At 74.7% G+C, this 21,139-nt stretch carries 21 protein-coding genes; 2 read left to right on the forward strand and 19 right to left on the reverse strand.

Annotation, left to right across the window (positions count from 1 at the left end; genetic code table 11):
* Positions 1 to 621 precede the first annotated feature (621 nt).
* From pepN to hsaA, 11 genes are all read right to left on the reverse strand, one after another.
* Positions 622 to 3,177, reverse strand: coding sequence for an aminopeptidase N (gene pepN / locus ACZ50K_RS00895; protein ID WP_468895677.1), 2,556 nt, complete (start codon positions 3,175 to 3,177; stop codon positions 622 to 624).
* 55 nt (positions 3,178 to 3,232) lie between these two features.
* Positions 3,233 to 3,592: a chorismate mutase gene (locus ACZ50K_RS00900; protein ID WP_468895680.1), complete on the reverse strand. Its 360-nt coding sequence runs from the start codon at positions 3,590 to 3,592 to the stop codon at positions 3,233 to 3,235.
* A 68-nt stretch (positions 3,593 to 3,660) separates the two neighbouring features.
* Positions 3,661 to 4,824 carry a sensor histidine kinase gene (locus tag ACZ50K_RS00905; RefSeq protein WP_468895683.1) on the reverse strand — a complete coding sequence of 388 codons (1,164 nt, stop codon included), beginning with the start codon at positions 4,822 to 4,824 and terminating at the stop codon, positions 3,661 to 3,663.
* A gap of 259 nt (positions 4,825 to 5,083) precedes the next feature.
* The gene (locus ACZ50K_RS00910; RefSeq protein ID WP_468895686.1) at positions 5,084 to 5,740 is read right to left on the reverse strand and encodes a response regulator; all 657 of its coding nucleotides are present in this window, start codon (positions 5,738 to 5,740) and stop codon (positions 5,084 to 5,086) included.
* Positions 5,741 to 5,918: 178 nt separating this feature from the next.
* Complete coding sequence (locus ACZ50K_RS00915; RefSeq protein ID WP_468895689.1) at positions 5,919 to 6,701, reverse strand: serine protease; 783 nt, start codon at positions 6,699 to 6,701, stop codon at positions 5,919 to 5,921.
* 253 nt (positions 6,702 to 6,954) lie between these two features.
* Entirely contained in the window at positions 6,955 to 7,110 is a 156-nt protein-coding gene (locus ACZ50K_RS00920) for a hypothetical protein (RefSeq protein ID WP_468895692.1), read from the reverse strand.
* Between the two features lie 44 nt (positions 7,111 to 7,154).
* Positions 7,155 to 8,795 (reverse strand): FAD-dependent oxidoreductase, encoded by a 1,641-nt coding sequence (locus tag ACZ50K_RS00925; RefSeq protein WP_468895695.1) that lies wholly within the window; start codon positions 8,793 to 8,795, stop codon positions 7,155 to 7,157.
* A complete protein-coding gene (locus ACZ50K_RS00930; protein WP_468895698.1) occupies positions 8,792 to 9,403 on the reverse strand; it encodes a flavin reductase family protein in 612 nt (203 codons plus the stop codon). The genes ACZ50K_RS00925 and ACZ50K_RS00930 overlap by 4 nt, the downstream gene beginning before the upstream one ends.
* Positions 9,391 to 10,299, reverse strand: a complete 909-nt coding sequence (locus ACZ50K_RS00935; RefSeq protein ID WP_468895701.1) for a VOC family protein — start codon at positions 10,297 to 10,299, stop codon at positions 9,391 to 9,393. Before ACZ50K_RS00935 ends, ACZ50K_RS00930 begins: the two co-directional genes overlap by 13 nt.
* A gap of 35 nt (positions 10,300 to 10,334) precedes the next feature.
* Positions 10,335 to 11,192 carry a 4,5:9,10-diseco-3-hydroxy-5,9,17-trioxoandrosta-1(10),2-diene-4-oate hydrolase gene (gene hsaD / locus ACZ50K_RS00940; RefSeq protein WP_468895704.1) on the reverse strand — a complete coding sequence of 286 codons (858 nt, stop codon included), beginning with the start codon at positions 11,190 to 11,192 and terminating at the stop codon, positions 10,335 to 10,337.
* The gene (hsaA, locus tag ACZ50K_RS00945; protein ID WP_468895707.1) at positions 11,189 to 12,358 is read right to left on the reverse strand and encodes a 3-hydroxy-9,10-secoandrosta-1,3,5(10)-triene-9,17-dione monooxygenase oxygenase subunit; all 1,170 of its coding nucleotides are present in this window, start codon (positions 12,356 to 12,358) and stop codon (positions 11,189 to 11,191) included. The genes hsaD and hsaA overlap by 4 nt, the downstream gene beginning before the upstream one ends.
* 208 nt (positions 12,359 to 12,566) lie before the next feature.
* Here hsaA and ACZ50K_RS00950 point away from each other — a divergent pair, with 208 nt between their 5' ends.
* Complete coding sequence (locus ACZ50K_RS00950; RefSeq protein ID WP_468895710.1) at positions 12,567 to 13,415, forward strand: IclR family transcriptional regulator; 849 nt, start codon at positions 12,567 to 12,569, stop codon at positions 13,413 to 13,415.
* 136 nt (positions 13,416 to 13,551) lie between these two features.
* On the opposite strand, the gene ACZ50K_RS00955 is transcribed toward ACZ50K_RS00950, so the two are convergent.
* From ACZ50K_RS00955 to ACZ50K_RS00980, 6 genes are read right to left on the reverse strand one after another with little or no spacing between them, the layout of a single operon-like run.
* The gene (locus ACZ50K_RS00955) at positions 13,552 to 14,586 is read right to left on the reverse strand and encodes a 2Fe-2S iron-sulfur cluster-binding protein (RefSeq protein WP_468895713.1); all 1,035 of its coding nucleotides are present in this window, start codon (positions 14,584 to 14,586) and stop codon (positions 13,552 to 13,554) included.
* Entirely contained in the window at positions 14,579 to 14,815 is a 237-nt protein-coding gene (locus ACZ50K_RS00960) for a hypothetical protein (protein WP_468895716.1), read from the reverse strand. Before ACZ50K_RS00960 ends, ACZ50K_RS00955 begins: the two co-directional genes overlap by 8 nt.
* Positions 14,812 to 15,954 (reverse strand): Rieske 2Fe-2S domain-containing protein, encoded by a 1,143-nt coding sequence (locus tag ACZ50K_RS00965; protein WP_468895719.1) that lies wholly within the window; start codon positions 15,952 to 15,954, stop codon positions 14,812 to 14,814. The genes ACZ50K_RS00960 and ACZ50K_RS00965 overlap by 4 nt, the downstream gene beginning before the upstream one ends.
* 13 nt (positions 15,955 to 15,967) lie before the next feature.
* Complete coding sequence (gene dmpG / locus ACZ50K_RS00970) at positions 15,968 to 17,077, reverse strand: 4-hydroxy-2-oxovalerate aldolase (protein ID WP_468895722.1); 1,110 nt, start codon at positions 17,075 to 17,077, stop codon at positions 15,968 to 15,970.
* Positions 17,074 to 17,970: an acetaldehyde dehydrogenase (acetylating) gene (locus tag ACZ50K_RS00975; RefSeq protein WP_468895725.1), complete on the reverse strand. Its 897-nt coding sequence runs from the start codon at positions 17,968 to 17,970 to the stop codon at positions 17,074 to 17,076. Before ACZ50K_RS00975 ends, dmpG begins: the two co-directional genes overlap by 4 nt.
* 35 nt (positions 17,971 to 18,005) lie before the next feature.
* Positions 18,006 to 18,863: a 2-keto-4-pentenoate hydratase gene (locus tag ACZ50K_RS00980; RefSeq protein ID WP_468895728.1), complete on the reverse strand. Its 858-nt coding sequence runs from the start codon at positions 18,861 to 18,863 to the stop codon at positions 18,006 to 18,008.
* 118 nt (positions 18,864 to 18,981) lie between these two features.
* On the opposite strand from ACZ50K_RS00980, the gene ACZ50K_RS00985 reads away from it, so the two are divergent.
* The gene (locus tag ACZ50K_RS00985; RefSeq protein WP_468895731.1) at positions 18,982 to 19,389 is read left to right on the forward strand and encodes a hypothetical protein; all 408 of its coding nucleotides are present in this window, start codon (positions 18,982 to 18,984) and stop codon (positions 19,387 to 19,389) included.
* On the opposite strand, the gene ACZ50K_RS00990 is transcribed toward ACZ50K_RS00985, so the two are convergent.
* Together ACZ50K_RS00990 and ACZ50K_RS00995 are read right to left on the reverse strand one after the other, a co-directional pair.
* Positions 19,374 to 20,303 (reverse strand): SDR family oxidoreductase, encoded by a 930-nt coding sequence (locus ACZ50K_RS00990; protein ID WP_468895734.1) that lies wholly within the window; start codon positions 20,301 to 20,303, stop codon positions 19,374 to 19,376. The genes ACZ50K_RS00985 and ACZ50K_RS00990 overlap by 16 nt on opposite strands.
* A gap of 1 nt (position 20,304) precedes the next feature.
* Positions 20,305 to 21,096, reverse strand: a complete 792-nt coding sequence (locus tag ACZ50K_RS00995) for an SDR family oxidoreductase (protein ID WP_468895737.1) — start codon at positions 21,094 to 21,096, stop codon at positions 20,305 to 20,307.
* Positions 21,097 to 21,139: the final 43 nt, after the last annotated feature.

The raw sequence follows: 21,139 nt of genomic DNA on the forward strand, positions 1-21,139 counted from the left end.
CGGCCGGCGGCCTACGGTGCCCGGGGTCGGCCATGACCCGATCGGCGGGCGGCTTACAGGTGCCGGGGGCGGCCGTGGCCTGGGCGGTGGCCCGCGCACGGGGCCCGAGGTCGACCGGGACTCGATCAGCGGGTTGCGTACGGGGCCCGGGGGCGGCCTTGGCCTGGGCGGCAGGCGGCCTGCGGCGCCCGAGGTCGGCCATGACCCGATCGGTGGGCCGCGTACGGGGCCCGGGGGCGGCCAGGGCCTGGGCGGCGGGCCGCGTACGGGGGCCGGAGTCGGCCGGGGCCTGATCGGCCAGGGGCCTGCGGGGCCCGGGGGCGGCCTGGGCGGCAGGCGGCCTGCGGCGCCCGGGGGCGGCCATGACCTGATCGGTGGGCCGCGTACGGGGGCCAGAGTCGGCCTTGGCCTGGGCGGCAGGCGGCGTGCGGGGGCCGGGGGTGGCCGTGGCGGCAGGCGGCCTGCGGGGGCCGGGGGCGGCGGGTGGCCTGCGGGGGCCGGGGCGGTCCGGGGCGGGGGCGGGCATGGGGTTCCTCGTCGGCCTGAACGGGGGCGCTGATGCCCCCGTTCAGCCCAACGAGTGCGCGGGCCGGTTGGTAACCGCGCTTTCCGGACATCCGGTCAGGGCGTGTCGGCGGCGGTGCGGGTGTGGAGGGCTCGGGCGAGGTCGTCGAGCTGGTCGGTGAGTTTGCGGTGCAGGAGCGGGAGGAGGTCCTCGGACTTCAGACAGGTGTGGCCCGTCTGGAGGTTGTCGGCGTCGACGGCGTACGCCGGGAAGGCGTGGCGGCCGGCGGCTTCGGCGATGGCCGGGCCCCGGCGGGTGGCCAGGGCGGGGGCGTCGGTGTAGAAGCGGTGGACGTAGGGGGTGGTGAGGTCGGTCTGTTCGGGCTGCCAGAAGCCTTGGGCGGTGGCGCTGAAGAGGTAGTTGGAGAGGGTGTCTTCGTGGAAGAGGCTCTCCCAGGCGGCGGCCTTGGCGGTGGCGTCGGGGAGGGCGGCCCGGCAGCGGGCGGCGCCTTCCTGGCCGGTGGCGCTGGGGTCGGCGGCGAGGGCTTCGGCGATCTCGGTTTCGCCGATGGCGCCGAGGACGGCGAGGCGGGCGAGGATCCGCCAGCGGAGTTCGGGGTCGAGTTCGGGGCCGCCGGAGACGGTGCCGTCGGCGAGCCAGGCGGCGATGGCGTCGGGTTGGGTGGCGCTGTCGATGAAGGTGCGTACGGCGGCGAGCCGGAGGCCGGGGGCGGTGCCGCCGCGGTGGCCGTTCCAGTCCTCTGAGGTGAGGCCCTCGGTGTGCCGGATCAGGGCGCGGGTGATGGAGGTGATGAGGGTGAGGGCGGCGGGGCGGTCGGCGGCGGGGAGGTAGCGGTCGGCGATCTGGTGGCGGGCGAAGCCGAGGACGCCCTGGACGATGGCGAGGTCGCTCTCCTCGGGGAGGTGGGCGTGGGCGGTCTCCAGGTAGGCGGCGGGTTCGAGTTCTCCGTCGCGGACCATGTCGCGGAGCGAGTTCCAGACCACGGCCCGGGTGAGGGCGGAGGGGATGGCGGAGAGGCCTCGGAGGGCGGTTTCCAGGGAGGTCGCGTCGAGGCGGATCTTGGTGTAGCCGAGGTCGCCGTCGTTGAGGACGAGGAGGGCGGGGCGGGGGCCGGCGACGGAGACGATCTCGTCGGAGGGGACGTCGAGGCCGATGAGGTCGCGGAGTTCGAGGCGGCCGTCGGGGGTGCGGTCGTAGAGGCCGGCGGTGATGTGGTGGGGGCGGCTGCCGTCGCGGCGGACGGTGAGGGTCCAGCCGCCGGTGCTCTCCTGGATCTCGGGGGTGAGGGTGTCGACTCCGCTGGTGCGCAGCCAGGTCTCGGCCCAGGCGTGGACGTCGCGGTCGGTGTGGGCGGCGAGGGAGTCGACGAAGTCGGCGAGGGAGGCGTTGGCGAACTTGTGGCGGGCGAAGTGGGTGTTGATGCCGGCCAGGAAGTCGTCCTCGCCGAGCCAGGCGACGAGCTGGCGGAGGGCGGAGGCGCCCTTGGCGTAGGAGATGCCGTCGAAGTTGAGGAGGGCGGAGGCGGTGTCGGGGACGCCGTCGGGGTCGGGGGCGACGGGGTGGGTGGAGGGGCGCTGGTCGGCGTCGTATCCCCAGGCCTTGCGGCTGATGCCGAATTCGGTCCAGGTGTCGGTGAAGCGGGTGGCTTCGGCGGCGGTCTGGTAGCCCATGTACTCGGCGAAGGACTCGTTCAGCCAGATGTCGTCCCACCAGCGGAGGGTGACGAGGTCGCCGAACCACATGTGGGCCATCTCGTGGGAGATGACCATGGCGCGGGTCTGGCGTTCGGTGTCGGTGACGGCGGAGCGGTAGACGAACTCGTCGCGGAAGGTGACGAGGCCGGGGTTCTCCATGGCGCCGGCGTTGAACTCGGGGACGAAGGCCTGGTCGTAGGAGTCGAAGGGGTAGGGCTCGGTGAACTTCTGCTGGTAGCGGTCGAAGCAGGCGGTGGTGACGGAGAGGATCTCGTCGGCGTCGGCGTCGAGGTGGGGGGCGAGGGACTGCCGGCAGTGGATGCCGAAGGGCAGGCCGGCGTGTTCGGTGGTGACCGAGTGCCAGGGGCCGGCGGCGACGGCGGCCAGGTAGGTGGAGATGACGGGTGTGGGGGCGGTGCGCCAGGTGGCGGCGCCGTCCGTGTCGCGGGTGCCGGTGCGTTCGGCGATGCCGTTGGCGAGGACCGTCCAGTCGGCGGGGGCGGTGACGGTGAACTCGAAGACGGCCTTCAGGTCGGGCTGGTCGAAGGCGGCGAAGACGCGCTGGACGTCGTCCATGAACATCTGGGAGTAGACGTAGGTGAGCCCGTCGGCGGGGTCGGTGAAGCGGTGCATGCCCTCGCCGGTGTGCGAGTAGCGCATCCGGGTGTCGATCCGCAGCTCGTGGGGGCCTTCGGTGAGGCCGGTGAGGGGGAGCCGGTTGTCGGCGAGGGCCGCCGGGCCCGCCAGGTCGAGGGGGTCGCCGTCGAGGGTGGCGGACCGCAGCTCTTCGGGTCTCAGTTCGACGAAGGTGTCGCCCGCGGCGCGTGTGGTGAAGCGGATGACGGTGGTGGAGTCGAACGTCTCGTCGCCGCCGGTGAGGTCGAGGGCGACCGTGTAGCGGTGGACGTCGAGGAGCTGGGCACGGGTCTGCGCTTCGTTGCGCGTCAGTACGGGCATGGGGCCCATGCTGCCGCACGGGGCGCGCCGGGCGAAGGGGCGCCGGTCGGTGTGCTTATTCGCCCGCAGCGATCGTCTCGTGGTGCCGGATGACCTCGGCGATGATGAAGTTCAGGAGCTTTTCGGCGAAGGCCGGGTCGAGTTTGGCGCTCTCGGCGAGCTGGCGGAGGCGGGCGATCTGGCGGGCTTCGCGGCCCGGGTCGGCCGGGGGCAGCTGGTGGCGGGCCTTGAGGTGGCCGACCTGCTGGGTGCATTTGAAGCGTTCGGCGAGCATGTAGACCACGGCGGCGTCGATGTTGTCGATGCTGTCGCGGAGCCGGACCAGCTCGGCGGCGACTTCCGGGGCGGTCAGGTCCTCGGCGGTGAGGGCCTCGGCGATGACGTCTTCGGCGGCGGCGGTGTCGCGGTGATCCATGGTTCCCCAGCTTACGTGGCGGGGGCGGGGCCCACCTCGGCCGGTCGGTCGGTGAGACGGCCGGGGGGTCAGCGGAGGGGGAGGACGGCGGTGACCCGCCAGCCGCCGCCGGGGACCGGTCCGGCGGTGAGGGAGCCGCCCATGGCCTCGGCGCGTTCGGCCATTCCGGCGAGGCCGTAGCCGCCGCCGCGGGCCTGGTCGGAGAGCCGGGCGGGGGTGCCTCCGTCGTCGGCGACGCGGACTTCGAGGCCGGTGGGGACGGTCCGCAGGCCGACGCGTACGGAGGTGGCGCCGGCGGCGTGCTTGCCGATGTTGGTGAGGGCCTCGCGGATGATCCGGTGGGCGGTGGCGGCCACGTCGCCGGGGAGGCGGTCGGCGAGGCCGTCCTCGACGTAGAGGACGGCGGGCGGGCCGGTGACGGAGGCGCGGGCGACGAGTTCCCGGATCTCGGGGAGGCCGGCGACGGGGGTGGTGCCGGCGGTTCCGTCCTGGTCCTCGCGGAGCACTTTGACCAGGCGGCGCATGGAGCCGAGGGCTTCGTCGCCGGCGGTCTCGATCCGGGCGAGGATCGCGTCGGCGCGGGCCGGGTCGGGGTCGGCGGCGACATGGGTGAAGCGGGCGGCGCGGGCTTCGACGACGATGCCGGTGACGTGGTGGGCGACCAGGTCGTGGAGCTCGCGGGCCAGCTCCAGGCGCTCGGCGCTGCGGGCGTCGCGGAGCTCGCGGGCGCGCTGGACGGTCTGGAGGCGCAGGAGGAGGGAGTAGGCGGCCACCACGACGGTGAGGACGGAGAAGAGGAGGGTGAAGCGGCCGGGGTCGGCGTCCCGGACGGGGACGGCCGTGCAGCCGAGGCCGAGGAGGGGGCCGAGGACGGTGGCGGTGCGGGCGGGGGCGCGGAGCAGGATCTGGCTGAGGAGGACGAGGAGGGCGGCGGCCTCGCCGATGCCCCAGACCGCGAGGGGCGGGCTGGTGAGGATCAGGGTGAGGGTGGTGGTCCAGGTGACGGCGGCGGCGAAGGCCGCGCGGCGGACGAGCGGCAGGCGGGGCCAGGGCGCGGCGCTGAGGCAGACCAGGAGGCCGGAGGTCCAGACGGCGGCGTGCGGGAGGGTGGGCTGGCGGGCGAGGGCGAGGCCTTCCGCGGTGACCAGGCCGATCAGGGCCAGGGTGACGGTCACCAGGGCCAGCCGGGCACCCCGCGGATGGCGCCGTGACCACGCGGCGAGCGGGCTCACGCCGGCCCCGTCCCGGGGGGCGCGGCGGGCCCCGGGGCCGGGGGCGCGGCCGCGCTTAGGGCGGGCGCCGGGGGCCGGGGCGGGGCCGGGCTCCAGGCGGGCGCCTGGCACACGGCGGGCACCCGGGCCTGGGGCGCGGGCCGGTGTGCGGCCGGGGGCCAGGCGGGCGCCGAGCTCCATGGCAGGGCCGCGGGCCGGGGCGGGGCCTGGGCCGGGGCCGCGGTCAGCGGCTGTAGCTCGGCCGGGGGCTGGGGTGGGGTCATGCGGGGCTCGTGGCGAGGCCGCTTTCCCAGGCCCAGGCGGCGATCTCCACCCGGTTGCGGGCGTCCAGCTTGGCCTGGACGTTGGCCAGGTGGGTCTTCACCGTGGACAGCGAGACGTAGAGCTCGGCGGCGATCTCGGCGTTGGTCAGGCCGCGGGCGAGGCAGCGCACGACCTCCCGTTCCCGTTCGGTGAGGGGTTCGGCGGGGCGGCGGGCGGCCAGGGCGGCGGGGGCCCGGTCGGCCATCTCGCGGAGCAGCCGGACGGTGATCGCCGGGGAGACCAGGGAGTCGCCGACGGCGGCGGCGCGGACCGCTTCGACGAGCATGGCGGGGCTGGCGTCCTTGAGGAGGAATCCGGAGGCGCCGCCGTGGAGGGCGGCGTGGACGTATTCGTCGAGGTCGAAGGTGGTGACGATGACGATGCGGGGGGAGGGCCGGCCGGAGAGCCGGCGGGTGACCTCCAGGCCGTCGAGCCGGGGCATCCGGATGTCGAGGAGCAGCACGTCGGGGTGGTGGGCCTCGACGGCTTCCAGGGCGGCCTGTCCGTCGACGACGTCGGCCAGCACCTCGATGTCGGGCTGGCTCTCCAGGATCATGCGGAACCCGGTCCTGACCATCTCCTGGTCGTCCGCGATGACCACGCTGATCGTCATGCGCTGCCCTGCCCCACTGTCGCCCGCTGCCGATGGGTCCTTCCCATGGGACCGGGCCGGACGGTGGCCCGCAACCGCACGGCGGGCCCGGCGCCGAGGTTACGCACGTCGGGGGCGGGGTGCCTCGTCCGTCCGGCCGGACCGGGCCGGCCGGAGGGACGAGGCGGGGGTGCCGGTGCTACAGGGTGGCGGCGGCGTTCGCTATCGCGGTGGCGAAGGTGGACACCTCGGTGTAGACGCCGGGGTAGTTCGGCCGGGCGCAGCCCTGGCCCCAGCTGACGATGCCGACCTGGATCCAGGCTCCGGCGTTGTCGCGGCGGAACATGGGGCCGCCGGAGTCGCCCTGGCAGGTGTCGACTCCGCCCTGGCCCATCAGGCCGGCGCAGATCTCCTCGCCGGGGATGATGTCGCCGCCGTAGGCGGACTGACAGGTGGCGTCGGAGACGAAGGGCACGTTGGCCTTGAGGAGGTAGCGCTGCTGGGCGCCGCCCTCGCGGGCCGCTCCCCAGCCGGCGACCGTGAAGGTGCCGCTGTTGTAGGCGGTGGTGGTGGCGATCTTCAGGGTGGGCAGGTTGATGGGCTGGGCCAGCTTGATCAGGGCCCAGTCCTTGCCGGAGCCGTTGTAGCCGGGGGCGCGGAGCACCTTGGTGGACTTGACCTTGATGGCGCTGGAGCTCTGGAGGTCGACGACTCCGGCGGTGGCGGTGATGGAGGTGTTGTTGCCGCTGGCGCCGACGCAGTGGGCGGCGGTGAGGACGATCTGCTGGGTGTAGAGGGCGCCGCCGCAGCCCATGGAGAGGCGGACCATGAAGGGGAACTCGCCCTGGGCGGCGCGGGTGCCGCCGACGACGGGGGCGGGGGCGGCGCTGGCGCCGGCGGGCTGGAGGCTGACGGCGGCGAGGGTGACCGCGGCGGCGGCGAGGAAGCGCTTGACGGACCGCGAGGAGAAGATCGAGGACACGGTGAACACACTGCCTTTCGTGGGGGGTTGGGCCGTGCGCGTCATCGGGTGAATGACGGATGTGACGGGTCCATGTCACACCCGTGGGGCGGGCGGGAACAAGAGCGCGTTTTCGGCCAATCACCGGCCCGGGCGGCAAGGTTTCCGGCCCGACGGCCCCACCGGCGCAGAACCGCCCGAACCGGCCCCGTTCGGCCACCCGGTCCGCCACCCGGTCGGGCCCCGCGGCCGGGCCCCGCCGCCTCCCGGCCGGTCAGGCCTCGCAGCCCCCGCAACCGCAGCCGCCGCCGTCCCCGTCCCCGTCCCCGTCGCGGCCGTCCCCGTCGCCGGGGGCCGAGAACAGCGCGGTGAGCAGGGCCGCGAGGACCATCGCGCCCAAGGTGACCAACGTGACCTGGGTACCGCTCATACCGGCGGTGTGCCCGGCCCGGCCGACCGGAACACCCGCCTCCGTCAGTGCCGCGCGATGTGGTCGGCGGCGGCCCAGCCGAAGGCCATGGCCGGGCCGATCGTGGCCCCGGGCCCCGGGTAGGTCTCCCCCATCACCGCCGCCGAGCAGTTCCCGGCCGCGTACAGCCCGGCGATCGCCGACCCGTCCTCGCGCAGCACCCGCCCGTCCCCGTCGGTGACCAGGCCGCCCTTGGTGCCGATGTCCCCGGGGTGCACCGGCACCGCGTAAAACGGACCCTTCTCCAGCGGCGCCAGATTGGGGTGCGGGAGGGTGGGGTCCCCATAGTAGCGGTCGTAGACGCTGTCGCCGCGCCCGAAGTCCTCGTCCCGGCCGGCCGCCGCGAACCCGTTGAACCGGGCCACCGCGTCCACCAGCCGGGGTGCCCCGATCAGCTCCGCCAGTCCCGCCACCGAGTCCGCCCGGCGCACGAAGCCCGATTCCAGCCACCGCTTGGGGAACGGCTGCCCGGGGAGGAGTCCGGCGAAGACGTAACGGGCCTTGGAGCGGGCGTCGAGGACCAGCCAGGAGGGCACCGTGCCGGCCCCGGGCCGGTCCGCCGCGTACATCCGGTCCACGAACGCGTGGTAGGGCGCGGCCTCGTTGGCGTACCGCTCCCCCGAGGCGTCCACGATCACCATGCCGGGGATGCCCCGGTCGGCGACCAGGAAGAACGGCCGCTCCCCCGGCGGGCACACCGAGGGCGCCCCCCACACCTTGTCCAGCAGGTCGGTGGCCGCGCCGAGTTCCTCGCCCAGCCGCAGCGCGTCGCCGGTCTGCCCCTCGGAGGCGTGCGACCACTCGGCCGAGGTCGGCTGCGGCAGGTGCTTCTCGCGCAGTGCCCGGTCGTGGGAGAACCCGCCGGCCGCCAGCACCACCCCGCCGCGGGCCCGGACGGCCGTCTCCCGGCCGTCCCGGACCACCCGGACACCGGTCACCCGGCCCTCCTCGGTCAGCAGGCCGGTCAGCGGGGCCGACAGCCACAGATCCCCGCCCAGCCGGTGCAGCGACAGCCGCATCCTGGCGACCAGCGCCTCCCCCAGCGAGACCGGCCGGCGGCCGGTGAGCCGGGCCAGCAGGGCCCGCCCGGCGACCCGGACCGCCCGCCGCCGGCCCGCCCAGGTGCGGCCCGCCATGTTCAGGAACCGGAAGTCGTGGGAGGTCATCGTCAGCCCGTACGTGGGCAGGCCCGCCCGCCGCATGCCGTGCCGGAGCTCCCCGAGCTCGCGGAGGTCCATGATCTGCGGCTCGATGGAGCGCCCCTGGGCCATGCCGCCGGGCTCCTCGGGGAAGTAGTCCGAATAGCCGGGGGTGTACACGAAGCGGACCTCGGTGCGCTCGTGGAACTCCTCGACCATGCGCGGGCCGTGCCGGAGATAGGCCTCGCGGCGGGCGGCCGGGACCCGGTCGCCGACGGTGGCGTCCAGATAGGCGCGGGCCCTGGCCGGGGTATCGGCCAGACCCGCCCGGTCCAGATGGAGGTTGCCCGGCACCCAGACCGCCCCGCCGGAGAGGGCGGTGGAGCCGCCGTACCGGTCCGTCTTCTCCACCACCAGGGCGGTCAGACCGCGCAGCCGGGCGGTGAGGGCGGCGGCCATCCCGGCGGCGCCGGAGCCCACCACCACCACGTCGTATTCGAGGGTCATCCGAAGGCTCCGGTGGCGTAGTCGCTGCGGAAGTAGAGGAGCGGCGAGCCGCCCTCCCGGGCGGTGAGTTCCAGCACCCGGGCGGTGACCAGCCAGTGGTCCCCGGCCTCGTGGATGCCGGCGGTCTCGCAGTCGACGGTGGCGAGGGCGCCGGTGAGCCGGACCGCCCCGTGCGCCGAGCGCTCCCAGGGGACGCCGGCGAACTTGTCGGGGCCCGGCCGGGCCAGGGCCTCGGAGACCGCCCGCTGGTCCTCGGCGAGGATGCTCACCCCGAACCGGCCCGCCGCCGCCACCTTCGGCCAGCTGGTGGAGCCCTTCCCGACGCAGAGCAGGACCAGCGGCGGGTCCAGGGACAGCGAGGCGAAGGACTGGCAGACCAGGCCGACCGGCCGGGCGTCCGGACCGCCGGCCGCGGCCGGGTCCAGGGCGGCGACCACGGTGATGCCCGAGGCGAACGACCCCAGCACCTCCCGGAACGACCGCGGGTCCACCGGGCGCCACGCCACCGGGTCCGGCGCCGGACCGGCCGTCGGGTCCGGCGCCCGTTCCGCCGCCGGGTCCGCCACCCGGTCCGGCGCCCGGTCCGCAGCCGCGGTCAGCCGTTCCACCGGTGGCCCCAGAAGCTGTCCGCGGTGATCTCCTTGGCCGTCCAGACGGCCGGGTCCACGACCAGCCCGTCCCAGCCGTACTCCACCTGGAAGCCGCCGGGGGCCTGCGCGTAGAAGGAGACCATGTGGTCGTTGGAGTGCCGGCCCAGGGTGGAGGCGATGGGTATCCCGGCCCGGTGCATCCGGTCCAGGCAGTAGCCCACGTCGTCCAGGGCGGCCAGCTCCACCATGAAGTGCACGATCCCGGGCGGCAGCGCGCCCGGGTAGAGGCCCAGGCTGTGGTGGCGGCGGTTGGGGCTGAGGAAGTGCATCCAGTGGGACTCCCGGCCGGGCGCGCCGGTCGGCACGGCGGCCGGGGGCAGCCGCATCGAGTCGCGCAGCTGGAAGCCGAGCAGGTTCTCGTAGAAGTCCAGGGTGGCCTCGGTGTCGGGGGCGGGCAGCACCACGTGCCCCAGCCCCAGGCCCTCGCCGGAGGGGGTGGCGGTGACGAAGCGGTTGCCGTAGGGGGTGCCGAGCGGGGTGTGGTCCTGGGCCTGGCCCCAGTACAGCTCCAGGGGGTTGCCGCTCGGGTCGTCGAAGCGGATCAGGCCCCGGACCCGGCGTTCGGCCAGGGCCCCCGCGTCGCCCTCCTTGACGGCGGTCCCGGCGGCTTCGAGTTCCGCCGCGGCCTCCTCCAGGGCCCGGGGGCCGGGGAGTTCGAAGCCGGCGGCGAGCAGCCGGTCCCGGGCTCCGGCGACCAGCTGGAAGCGGTGTGCCCGGTCGTCGATCCGGAGGTTCAGCCGGCCGTCCGTGCTGCCCTCGGCCTCGGCCATGCCGAGGACGTCGAGCGCGTAGGTCCGCCAGGCGGGGAGGTCGGCGGTCTCGATGCGGAGGTAGCCGAGTGCGCGGATGTCCATGAAAGGGGGCTCCCTGTGGGGTGGTTCGGCGGCGTTCAGTGGCGGAAGAAGTCGAGGGCCAGGCGGTTGAACTCGTCGGCCTTCTCGGTCTGGGCCCAGTGGCCGCAGTTCGGGAAGACGTGCAGGCGGGCGTCCGGGATCGCCTTCAGGGCCAGCAGCGCGCCGTCCAGCGGGTTGACCCGGTCCTCGCGGCCCCAGGTCAGCAGCACCGGGGCGGTGATCCGGTGGGCCTCGCGCCAGAGCATGGTGTCCTGGGGCCACTTGGCGAAGGAGGCGGCCATCCGGGCGTTGCCGAGCCGGGCCGCCGGGTCGGTGGCCTGCCGGAAGCGCTCCTCGACGAGTTCCTCGGTGACGATCGCCGGGTCGTGGGCGAGGACGGTCAGGAAGGCCCGCATCCGCTCGCGGTCGGGCTCGGGGTCGGCGGAGAACTCGAAGAGCCGGCGGATGCCCTCGGTGGGGTCGGCGGAGAACAGGTTGAGGGAGATGCCGCCGGGGCCCATCAGCAGCAGCTTGCCGACCTTCTCCGGGTGGTCCAGTGCCATCCGGGTGGCGGTGCCGCCGCCCAGCGAGTTCCCGACGAAGTGGGCGCGCCGGATGCCCAGTACGTCCATCAGCGCGGCGACCGCGCCGGCCGCGAAGCTGAAGTAGTCCCGGTCGGGTTCGGGGCTGTCGGAGGCCCCGTAGCAGGGCTGGTCGATCAGCAGGGTGCGGAAGTGCGGGGCGAAGGCGGGCAGGTTGCCGCCGAAGTTGGACCAGCCGGAGGCGCCGGGGCCGCCGCCGTGCAGCATGATCAGCACGGGTGCCCCCGGGTCCTCCGGGCCCGCCTCGTGGTATTGCAGGGTCAGTCCGGCGGCCTCGGCGGTGCGCGAGGTGCTCCGGTGGGTGGGGGTCACAGCATCGTGTCCTGGATGTCGAGGCCGAGGGCGCTCTGGCCGAAGAGGACCAGGGCCCGTTCCGGGTCGTTGGCCGCGTGGCCGCGGCCGGTGTGCACGTCGCGCCAGGCCCGCTGGACGGGGTGGGGGCCGGTGCGCAGGGCGCCGCCGCCGGCGTTCTCCATCAGCAGGTCCACCGCGGCCACACAGCGTTCGGTGGCGAGGACCTGGTCGCGGCGGGTGCGGGCGCGCAGCTCCGTCGGGAGTTCCGCGCCGCGTTCGGCGAGTGCGTACAGCTCCTCGGTGTTGCGGCGCAGCTGGAGCCAGGAGGCGTCGATGTCGCCGGCCGCGCGGGCGATCCTGACCTGGGCGAAGGGGTCCTCGGCGACCCGCTGGCCGTAGGAGACGCGGAACCGTTCGCGGGTGGCGGCGACATAGGACTCGTAGGCGCCCTCGGCGATGCCGACGATCGGGGTGGAGATGGCGGTGGTGAACACCGAGGCGTACGGGAGGCGGTAGACCGGTTCCGGGTTGAGCCGGTGGCCGGGCACCGTCAGGGCGGTGACCGGGCCGAAGCCGAGGGCCCGGTGCTCGGGCACGAACACCTTGTCCAGGACGATGTCGTTGGAGCCGGAGCCGCGCAGCCCGACGGTGTCCCAGACCTCGTCCACCCGGTACTCGTGCCGGGGCACCAGGAAGGTCCGCATGTCGACCGGCCGGCCCTCGGCGTCGTTGACCAGACCGCCGAGCAGCGCCCAGTCGGTGTGGTCGCAGCCGGAGGAGAAGTGCCAGCGGCCGCTGACCGTGAAGCCCCCGTCCACCGGGTCGACGCGGCCGGTGGGGGCGTAGGAGGAGCAGATCCGGGCGTCCCGGTCCGGGCCCCAGACCTCCTCCTGGGCGATCGGGTCGAACAGTGCCACGTGCCAGGGGTGCACCCCGACCACGGAGGCGACCCAGCCGGTGGAGCCGCAGGCCTTGGCGATCTCCTTGACGGCCTCGTAGAACAGGGCGGGGTTCGCGGCCCGGCCGCCGTGGGCCTTCGGCTGGAGGAGGCGGAAGAAGCCGGTGGCCGCCAGGTCCTTGACGCTCGCCTCGGGGACCTTGCGGAGGGCCTCGGCCTCGGCGGCGCGCTCGCGCAGGGCGGGGGTGAGGGCACGGACTGCGTCGAGGACCTCTTCGTCGCTCATGGGGTGCCTTTCTCGGGGTCTTCGGCTCGGGGTGCGGTGAACGTACGCCCGCCCGGGGGCGGCACGGAACGCGGTGTTCCCGCTGAGTGGGATCCGGCCACATGACGAGTTGAAGTATTACTGATTGAAATACATGACTCCGGGTGCTTCCCCGCGCCCGAAGGCCCGTGACAAGGTCTGCGCAACGCCTCAAGCAGGAGGTCCTCCCTTGCTCGACCAGGTCTCGCTGTCACTGCTGGAGAAGGCGTCGAAGGTGCTCGGCGCCTTCGACGGCCCCGAACCCCGCCTCTCCCTGACCGAAGTGGTCCGCCGCTCCGGGATCCCCCGGTCCTCCGCTCACCGGATCCTGGACCAGCTCGTCCGGCTGCGCTGGCTGGACCGGGAGGGCCGGGACTACCGGCTGGGCGTACGGATGCTGGAACTCGGCGCGCTCGCCGCCCACCACAACCGGCTGCGCCGGGCCGCCCTGCCCCTGCTGCACGCCCTGCACGAGCGGACCGGCCAGGTGGTGCACCTGTCGGTGCCGGACGGGGCCGAGGTGGTGTGCCTGGAACGGATCGGCGGCCCGGAGGCGGCCGGCCCGCCCTCCCGGGCCGGCGGCCGGATGCCCGCGCACTGCACGGCGGCCGGCCGGGCGATCCTCGCCTTCGACGATCCCGCCGCGGTGGAGCGGATCCTGGGCCAGGGGCTGCGCCCGCGCACCCCCCGCACCCTGATCCGGCCGCTCGCCCTGCGCGCCGAACTGGCGGCCACCCGTGAACGCGGCCTGGCCTACGACCGGGAGGAGAGCTTCCGGGGGATCTGCTGCGTGGCCGCGCCCCTGCGCGGGGCGGGCCGGGCGGTCGCCGCGGTGTCCGTCTCCACCGGCCGCGGCGAACGCGAACTGGCCCGGCTGGCACCGCTGGTACGGGACTGCGCCCGGTCGGTGTGGCGGGAGCTGCACGGTCCGGGACGGGCCGCGCGGACCGCCCCGGCGGCGCCCGAGCCGGAGCCGGGGGTGTCCGCGCAGACGATGGACAACATGATGGGCTGGCTGCGGTTCAGCGCGTGGATGTAGTGGGTAGAAGTCCCGCATCGCACCACGACGGCTCCGGTCCCGACCCCTCGCCAGGGGGCCGGGCCTTGAGTCTTTTCCGCATGTCCCCGGCCACGAGTGCCCCGGCGGCCGGGCGCCCCCGGCCGCCGGGCGGCGTTCAGTCCCAGGTGACCCGGACCCGTTCGGTGAGCGCCACCGTCTGGCAGGCCAGCACATAGCCCTCGGCCAGGTCCTCGGGGTCCAGCACCTCGTTGCGGAGCATCTTCACCTCCCCGCCGGTCACCCGGCAGCAGCAGGCGCTGCAGGCGCCCTCCCGGCAGGAGAAGGGGGCCTCCACCCCCGCCGCGAGCAGCGCGTCCAGCAGCGGGGTGCCGGCCGGCCAGGGCACCTCGGAGGTCCTCCCGTCCAGTTCCGCCTCCGCCGTGTGCGCGGCTCCGGCGGGGTCCGCGGCCCGGGCGGCGCCGAACACGTCGGCGCCCAGCGAGAAGTACCGCTCCCGGTGGATGTTCCGGCCGGGCGCCCCCGCCGAACGCAGCGCCGACTCGGCCGCGTCCATCAGCGGGCCGGGCCCGCACAGGTACGCCGGCCGGTCCGCGTACGGGGCGGCCAGCGCGGCCAGCTGCCCCCGGCCGGGGATCCCCTGGAGGGACTCCAGCCAGTGGATGACCGTGAGCCGCTCGGGATGGGTCGCGGCCAACTCGCGCAGCCGCTCCCCGAAGACCACCGACCCCGGGTCCCGGTTGGCGTACAGCAGGGCGATCCGGCCGCTGCCGGCCGCCAGCACCGAGCCGAGGATGGAGAGCACCGGGGTGATCCCGCTGCCCCCGGCCAGCAGGAACAGGTCCCGGTCCAGATCGGGCGGGGTGAAGGTGCCGGCCGGCGGCAGCACCTCCAGCTCGTCGCCGACGGCCACCCGCCGGCAGACCCATTCCGACCCGAGGCCGCCGGGCACCCGTTTGACCGTGATCCGCATCGGCTCCCCGGTGTGCGGGGAGCTCGCCAGGGAGTAGCAGCGGGCCGCGCCGCCGGGCACCCGGAGGGTGAGGAACTGGCCGGGCCGGTAGGGCAGTCGGGCGTCCAGCACCAGCGACACGGCCTCGGCCGTCTCCTGCACCCGCTCCACCACCCGCACCCGCCGCACCCCGGCGGGCGCGGACCCGCCGGGGGCCGGGCCGGCGTACGGCTCAGGCATCGGCCGGCACCTCCAGCCGCCCGTCCGCCACCGCCGCCTCGATGCTGAGCCGCAGCGCGGCACAGGACCGGACCCGGCCGCTCGGCACACCGGCGGCGACCGCCGCGGAACCGATCCGCGGGCAGACCGCCGCCGTCTCCCCCGTCCACTGGACCTGGACGTGCGCGGGGCTGAACTTCTCGCACAGCACCCGGGTCCCGCACTCGGCGCAGTCCACCGCCCGCATCACGCGGGGCCGTCCGCGCGCCGGGCGGCCAGGTTCTCCGCGACCTCCGCCCGCCACGCCTCGTTGGCGCGGGCGGTGTCGATCTCGAACTCGAAGCGGCGGACCATCTCCTCCGTGACCTCGGCCACGTCCACGTAGAACTGCTGGTACCAGCGGCGCAGTTGGTAGACCGGGCCGTCCTCCTCGGTCAGCAGCGGATTGTCGATCCGGGTCTTGTTCCGCCAGATCTCCACGTCCTGCTCGAAGCCGACCTTCAGCCCTTCCGAGGTGAGCCGGGCCGCCTCGGCGGCCTGCTCGTCGGTCATGCCCGGCAGCTTCTTCACCATCGCCCCGTACATCAGCACGAAGCTGTTCCCGTCGACCGGGTAGTGGCAGTTGATCAGGACCGACTCCATCTCCAGCCCGCCGCCGACCTCGCTCCACAGCTTGTCGATCATGTACGAGGGGCCGTGGTAGGAGGCGTCCGAGCGGAGCCCTCCCCCGGTGGACAGGGTGCCCAGGTCCACGTCGCCGCGCGGGGTGGACTCCAGGTACTGGGTGGCCACGTGTCCGTCGAAGACGTTCTTGAAGTAGTGCGGGAACGCGTAGTGCACGTAGTAGAAGTGCGCCATGTCGACCACGTTGTCGACGATCTCCCGGCAGTTGGAGCCCTCCACCCGCAGGGAGTTCCAGCTCCAGTCGCTCCACCCGGGATCGCCGAAGCCCTCGATCTGCGGGATGGTCACCCCGGGCGGCGGCTGCCCGCCCTCCGGGTCGTGCCACACGTACAGCTGGCCGTTGCGCTCCAGGGTGGTCCAGGCCCGGGTCCTGGCCCGGGGCGGGACCCGGCGGGCGTACGGGACGGCGGAACAGCGGCCGTCGCCGGACCAGCGCCAGTCGTGGAAGGGGCAGGCGACGGTGTCGCCCTTGACGGTCCCGTGGGCCAGATTGCCGCCCATGTGCGGGCAGTAGGCGTTCAGGACGCGCAGGGCGCCGTCCGTCCCGGCCCGGAACACCACGAGACGGGTGCCGAAGGCCTCCACCTCGTGCGGGGCGCCGTCCCGGAAGGGTTCGGCGAGGCCCAGGCAGTGCCAGCCCCTGGCGAACCGGGCCGGTACGGCCTCGGCCCGGATGACCCGGGGCTCCTCCTCGTGTGCGGTCATCGGTGGTCCTCCCTCAGTTCCGCGCCGACAGTTCGACGGCGATGTCGATGAGCTGGTCCTCCTGGCCGCCGACCAGCCGGCGTTCACCGGCCCGGAGCAGGATCTCGGCGCCGGACACCCCGTACCGCTCGGCCTGCCGCCAGGCGTGCCCGAGGAAGCTGGAGTAGACCCCGGCGTGCCCCATCAGCAGGGCCATCCGGTCGAGCCGGCACTCCTCGCCCATCACGGGCCGGACCACGTCCTCGGCCGCGTCGATGATCTTCAGTACGTCGATGCCGGTGCGGATGCCCATCTTCCGGCAGACGGCGGCGAAGGCCTCGACGGGCGTGTTGCCGGCCCCGGCGCCCAGCCGGCGGGTGGAGCCGTCGATCTGGAGGGCCCCGGCCCGGACCGCGGCCACCGAATTGCCCACCCCCAGGCCGAGGTTCTCGTGGCCGTGGAAGCCGACCTGGGCGTCCGTGCCCAGTTCGGCGACCAGGGCGGACACCCGGTCGGTGACCTGGTCCATGGTCATCGCCCCGGCCGAGTCCACCACGTACACGCACTGGCAGCCGGCGTCGGCCATGATCCGGGCCTGCCGGGCCAGCTCCTCCGGGGTGGTGGAGTGGGCCATCATCAGGAACCCGACGGTCTCCAGACCGGTGTCGCGGGCCAGTCCGAAGTGCTGGACGGAGATGTCCGCCTCGGTGCAGTGGGTGGCGATCCGGCAGACCGAGCCCCCGTTCGCGTGCGCGGCCCGGATGTCGTCCATCACCCCGAGGCCCGGAAGCATCAGGAAGGCGATCTTCGCCTGCCGGGCGGTGTCGGCGGCGGCCCGGATCAGCTCCTGCTCGGGGGTGGCGGAGAACCCGTAGGTGAAGGAGGAGCCGCCGAGGCCGTCGCCGTGGGCCACCTCGATGACGGGGACCCCGGCACCGTCGAGGGCGGCCACCACGGAGCGGACCTGGTCGGCGGTGAAGCGGTGGCGGACGGCGTGCGAACCGTCCCGGAGGGAGGAGTCGGTGACCCGGACGTCCAGCTCGTCCGAGTACGTACGGGGGGCGGCGGGCGTGACGGGGGCGGTCGGCGCGGGGCCGGTCGGGGCGGTCGGGGCGGTCGGGGCGGCGGGGGCGCGGTCGGTCATCGCAGCAGGTCCTTCGCGAACTCCTCGCCGACCCTGGTGGCGGCGGCGGTCATGATGTCGAGGTTCCCGGCGTAGGGCGGCAGGAAGTCCCCCGCGCCCTCCACCTCCAGGAAGACCGCGACCCGGGCCATCCCGCCGTTCAGCGGCGAGGGGTCGTCGAACTGCGGCTCGGTGCGCAGCCGGTAGCCGGGCACGTAGCCGGCCACCTCCGCCGCGATCCGCTTGACGGAGGCGGCCACGGCCTCCCGGTCGGCGTCCGCGGGGATCCCGCAGAAGACGGTGTCCCGCATGATCACGGGCGGTTCGGCGGGGTTGAGGATGATGACGGCCTTGCCCCGCGCGGCCCCGCCGATCTCCTCGATCCCGCGGGCGGTGGTGCGGGTGAACTCGTCGATGTTGGCGCGGGTGCCGGGGCCGGCGGAGACCGAGGCCACCGAGGCCACGATCTCGGCGTAGGCCACCGGGACCACCCGGGAGACCGCGTACACCATGGGGATGGTGGCCTGCCCGCCACACGTGATCATGTTGACGTTGGGCCGGTCCAGATGGGCGGTGAGGTTCGCGGGCGGGACCACGGCCGGCCCGACGGCGGCCGGGGTCAGGTCGACCACCCGGATCCCGAGGGCCTCGTAGCGGGGCGCGTTGGCCCGGTGCACCCGGGCGGAGGTGGCCTCGAAGACCAGGTCGGGCAGTTCGGGGCCCGCCAGCAGCCGGTCCACGCCCTGGTGGGAGGCTTCGAGCCCGGCCCGGCGGGCCCGGGCCAGCCCCTCGCTGTCCGGGTCCACGCCGACCATCCAGCGGGGCTCGATGTGCGGGGAGCGCAGCAGTTTGTACATCAGGTCGGTGCCGATGTTGCCGGAGCCGACGATCGCGGCGGTGGCCTTGGAGTTCATGCGTACCTGTACCTCGTTCACTCGGGTCACTCGGGTCACTCGGGTCGGCGGAAGGTGAGGGAGACCGAGCCCAGCCCGGTGAAGGCGGCCGTGTAGGTGTGGCCGGGGGTCACCTCGACGGCCCGGGTGCAGGAGCCGGGCAGGATCAGGTGTCCCCTCTCCAGCCGGACCCCGAAGCGGGCCACGGTCCGGGCCAGCCAGGCCACCGAGCGGGCCGGGTCGCCGAGGACGGCGTCCCCGCGGCCGGCGGCGAGCTCCACGGGCGCGCCGGCGGTCCCGTCCCGGTCCTCGTGACGGGTGAGGACGGCCTCGACCGCCTTGAGGTCGAGCTCGCGGGGGTCGCGGCCCGGGCCGATCGCGTAGCCGGCGGAGGAGGCGTTGTCGGCGATGGTGTCGGCGAGCGCGATCCGCCAGTCGGCGATCCGGCTGTCGATCAGTTCCAGTGCCGGGACGACCTGTTCGGTGGCCGCGAGCACATCGGCCGGGGTGCAGCCCTCGCCGGGCAGGTCGGCCCCGAGCACGAAACCGATCTCCACCTCGATCCGGGGCGCGCAGTAGCGGGCGGTGTCCACCGGGCGGCCGGGGTGGAGCTCCATGGTGTCGAGGAGATGGCCGTAGTCGGGCTCGTCCACTCCCATCATGGCCTGCATCACGGGGGACGAGAGGCCGACCTTGTGGCCGGTGATCCGGGCACCGCCGCCGGGTCCGCCCGTTCCGTCGGGGCCGGCCGGTCCGGGTGCCGTGCGCCGCCGGATGTTGAGCAGCTGGATCTCGTACGCGTCCTCGGCGCCGATGCCGGGGAAGGCCTCCACGAGCGGGGCGACCGGTCGCCGCCCCAGCTCGGCGGCGCGCAGCAGTTCGGCGGCCCGGGTCCGCTGGCGGTCCGAGAGCATGTCGGCGGCTCCTCGTCGGGGGTGGGTTCGGTCCGGCGAGGCTAAGTCGGCCACCGCGGACACCGGGAGGCCGTTTTCCCGCTGACCGGGAAAGGGCCGCGCGTGCCAGGTTGGGCGCATGGGGGATCTGGTGCTGGGCGGGCGCTACCGCCTGCGGGGCTGGAACGCGGAGCGCGGGACGTACTCGGGATACGCCACCGCGGACGGGGGCGGGCCGATCGAGGCGATCCGGCATTCCGCCCCCGCGACGGGTACGCCGGGGACGGCGGTGGAGCGGGTCCTCGGGGAGCTGCTCCTGCTGACCGCTCCCACCCGGGTCGCATCGAGGCGCAGTTCGCCCCGGGCCCGGAGGCCCCGGGCGGCGGCCCCGGCGGCGCCCGGCCAGGGTGCCCTCGCCCGGGGTCTGGTCGGCCCGCCCCCGGCCCCGGGTCCGGGCACGGGCACGGGCACGGGCACGGCCCGGGCGGCCAGGCCCGTACCGGCCGGCCCCGGCCGGCCCGTGCCCCCCGGTCAGCGGGAGCCGTAGGCCGGGAGGGGGGGTTCGGCGGTGGTGAGGAGTTTCAGGGCGGTCTCGCCGGCTTGGGCGGGGGTGCGGCGGGAGTCCTGTTCGGCGGTCGGGCCCGGGCGCCAGCCCTCCATCACGGTGATCCGGCCGCCCTCGGTCTCGAAGACACGGCCGGTCACCCCGGCCGAGGCCGTCGAGCCGAGCCAGACCACCAGCGGGGAGACGTTCTCGGGTGCCATGGCGTCGAAGCCGCCCGTCTCGGGGGCGGCCATCGTCTCGGCGAAGGTCCGCTCCGTCATCCGGGTGCGGGCGGCCGGGGCGATCGCGTTGACCTGGACCCCGTAGCGGCCCATCTCGGCGGCCGCGACGGCGGTGAGGCCGAGGATCCCGGCCTTGGCGGCGCTGTAGTTGCCCTGGCCGACCGAGCCGAGCAGGCCCGCCCCGGAGGAGGTGTTGACCACCCGGGCGGCGGCCTGCCGGCCGGCCTTGGCCTCGGCCCGCCACCAGCCGGCGGCGGCCCGCAGCGGCAGGAAGTGTCCCTTGAGGTGGACCCGCATCACCGCGTCCCAGTCGTCCTCGTCCAGGTTCACCAGCATCCGGTCCCGGAGGAACCCGGCGTTGTTGACCAGGGTGTCCAGCCGCCCGTACGTGTCCACGGCGCAGGCGATCAGCGAGGCCGCCCCGGCCGCTTCGGCGATGTCCCCGCCGTGCGCCACCGCGCTGCCGCCGGCCGCCCGGATCTCCTCGACCACGCGGGCGGCCGGGCTGTCGGCGCCGGGCTGTCCGTCGAGACCGACGCCCAGGTCGTTGACCACCACCCGGGCACCCTCGGCGGCGAAGGCCAGGGCGTGGGCCCGGCCCAGGCCCCGTCCGGCGCCGGTCACGATCACGACCCGTCCCTCGCACAGTCCGGGGGTGCGCACCGTCTCGGTCATCTCAGTTCTCCTCATCTCGGTTCTCCTTGTTGACGGTCGCCGCGTCCAGGAAGGCCGGGCGTTCGCCGCCGCCGTGGACCAGCAGGGCGGCGCCGCTCACGTACGCGGCCCGGTCGGAGGCCAGGAACACGGCCGCCGCGCCCACGTCGGCCGGTTCGGCGAGCCGGCCCAGCGGGACGGTGGCGCCGACGGCCGCGATGCCGGACTCGTCCCCGTAGTGCAGATGGGAGAGTTCGGTGCGCACCATGCCCAGCACCAGCGTGTTCACCCGCACTTCGGGGGCCCATTCCACGGCCATCGAGCGGGCCAGGTTCTCCAGGCCGGCCTTGGCGGCCCCGTAGGCGGCGGTGCCCGGTGAGGGCCGGGTGCCGCTGACGCTGCCGATCATCAGCACCGAGCCGCGGGTCTCCCGCAGGTGCGGGTGGGCGGCCAGCGAGGCGGTCATGGGGGCGGTCAGGTTGAGTTCCAGCACCCGTGCGTGGCGTTCCGCCTCGCCTTCGCCGAGCAGCCGGTAGGGGGTGCCGCCGGCGTTGTTGACCAGGCAGTCGAGGCGTCCGTACCGGTCGGCGACGGTCCGGAAGAAGCCCTGGACCGCCGCGGGGTCGCGCAGGTCGAGGGCGGTGTAGTCGGCGGTCCGCGGGCCGTCGGCGGCCGTGGCGGTCAGTGGTTCCTCCGGTGGCCGGCGCGCGCAGACGACGACCCGTGCGCCGGCCGCCAGGAACGACCGGGCGATCCCGGCGCCGACCCCGCGGGTTCCGCCGGTGACGACGATGACCCTCCCGTCGAGCTCCATGGGCTGCTACCTTCCTCACCTAACAAATGTTTGGTGGAAAGGT

Source organism: Streptomyces sp. NPDC033845 (genome assembly GCF_055576225.1).

Bases quoted from the DNA above. Each gene is read 5' to 3' on its own strand.
- pepN (WP_468895677.1), bottom strand. From the start codon at position 3,177: ATGCCCGTACTGACGCGCAACGAAGCGCAGACCCGTGCCCAGCTCCTC.
- ACZ50K_RS00900 (WP_468895680.1), bottom strand. From the start codon at position 3,592: ATGGATCACCGCGACACCGCCGCCGCCGAAGACGTCATCGCCGAGGCC.
- ACZ50K_RS00910 (WP_468895686.1), bottom strand. From the start codon at position 5,740: ATGACGATCAGCGTGGTCATCGCGGACGACCAGGAGATGGTCAGGACC.
- ACZ50K_RS00920 (WP_468895692.1), bottom strand. From the start codon at position 7,110: ATGAGCGGTACCCAGGTCACGTTGGTCACCTTGGGCGCGATGGTCCTC.
- ACZ50K_RS00925 (WP_468895695.1), bottom strand. From the start codon at position 8,795: ATGACCCTCGAATACGACGTGGTGGTGGTGGGCTCCGGCGCCGCCGGG.
- ACZ50K_RS00935 (WP_468895701.1), bottom strand. From the start codon at position 10,299: ATGGACATCCGCGCACTCGGCTACCTCCGCATCGAGACCGCCGACCTC.
- hsaA (WP_468895707.1), bottom strand. From the start codon at position 12,358: ATGAGCGACGAAGAGGTCCTCGACGCAGTCCGTGCCCTCACCCCCGCC.
- ACZ50K_RS00955 (WP_468895713.1), bottom strand. From the start codon at position 14,586: ATGCCTGAGCCGTACGCCGGCCCGGCCCCCGGCGGGTCCGCGCCCGCC.
- ACZ50K_RS00965 (WP_468895719.1), bottom strand. From the start codon at position 15,954: ATGACCGCACACGAGGAGGAGCCCCGGGTCATCCGGGCCGAGGCCGTA.
- dmpG (WP_468895722.1), bottom strand. From the start codon at position 17,077: ATGACCGACCGCGCCCCCGCCGCCCCGACCGCCCCGACCGCCCCGACC.
- ACZ50K_RS00975 (WP_468895725.1), bottom strand. From the start codon at position 17,970: ATGAACTCCAAGGCCACCGCCGCGATCGTCGGCTCCGGCAACATCGGC.
- ACZ50K_RS00980 (WP_468895728.1), bottom strand. From the start codon at position 18,863: ATGCTCTCGGACCGCCAGCGGACCCGGGCCGCCGAACTGCTGCGCGCC.
- ACZ50K_RS00985 (WP_468895731.1), top strand. From the start codon at position 18,982: ATGGGGGATCTGGTGCTGGGCGGGCGCTACCGCCTGCGGGGCTGGAAC.
- ACZ50K_RS00990 (WP_468895734.1), bottom strand. From the start codon at position 20,303: ATGACCGAGACGGTGCGCACCCCCGGACTGTGCGAGGGACGGGTCGTG.
- ACZ50K_RS00995 (WP_468895737.1), bottom strand. From the start codon at position 21,096: ATGGAGCTCGACGGGAGGGTCATCGTCGTCACCGGCGGAACCCGCGGG.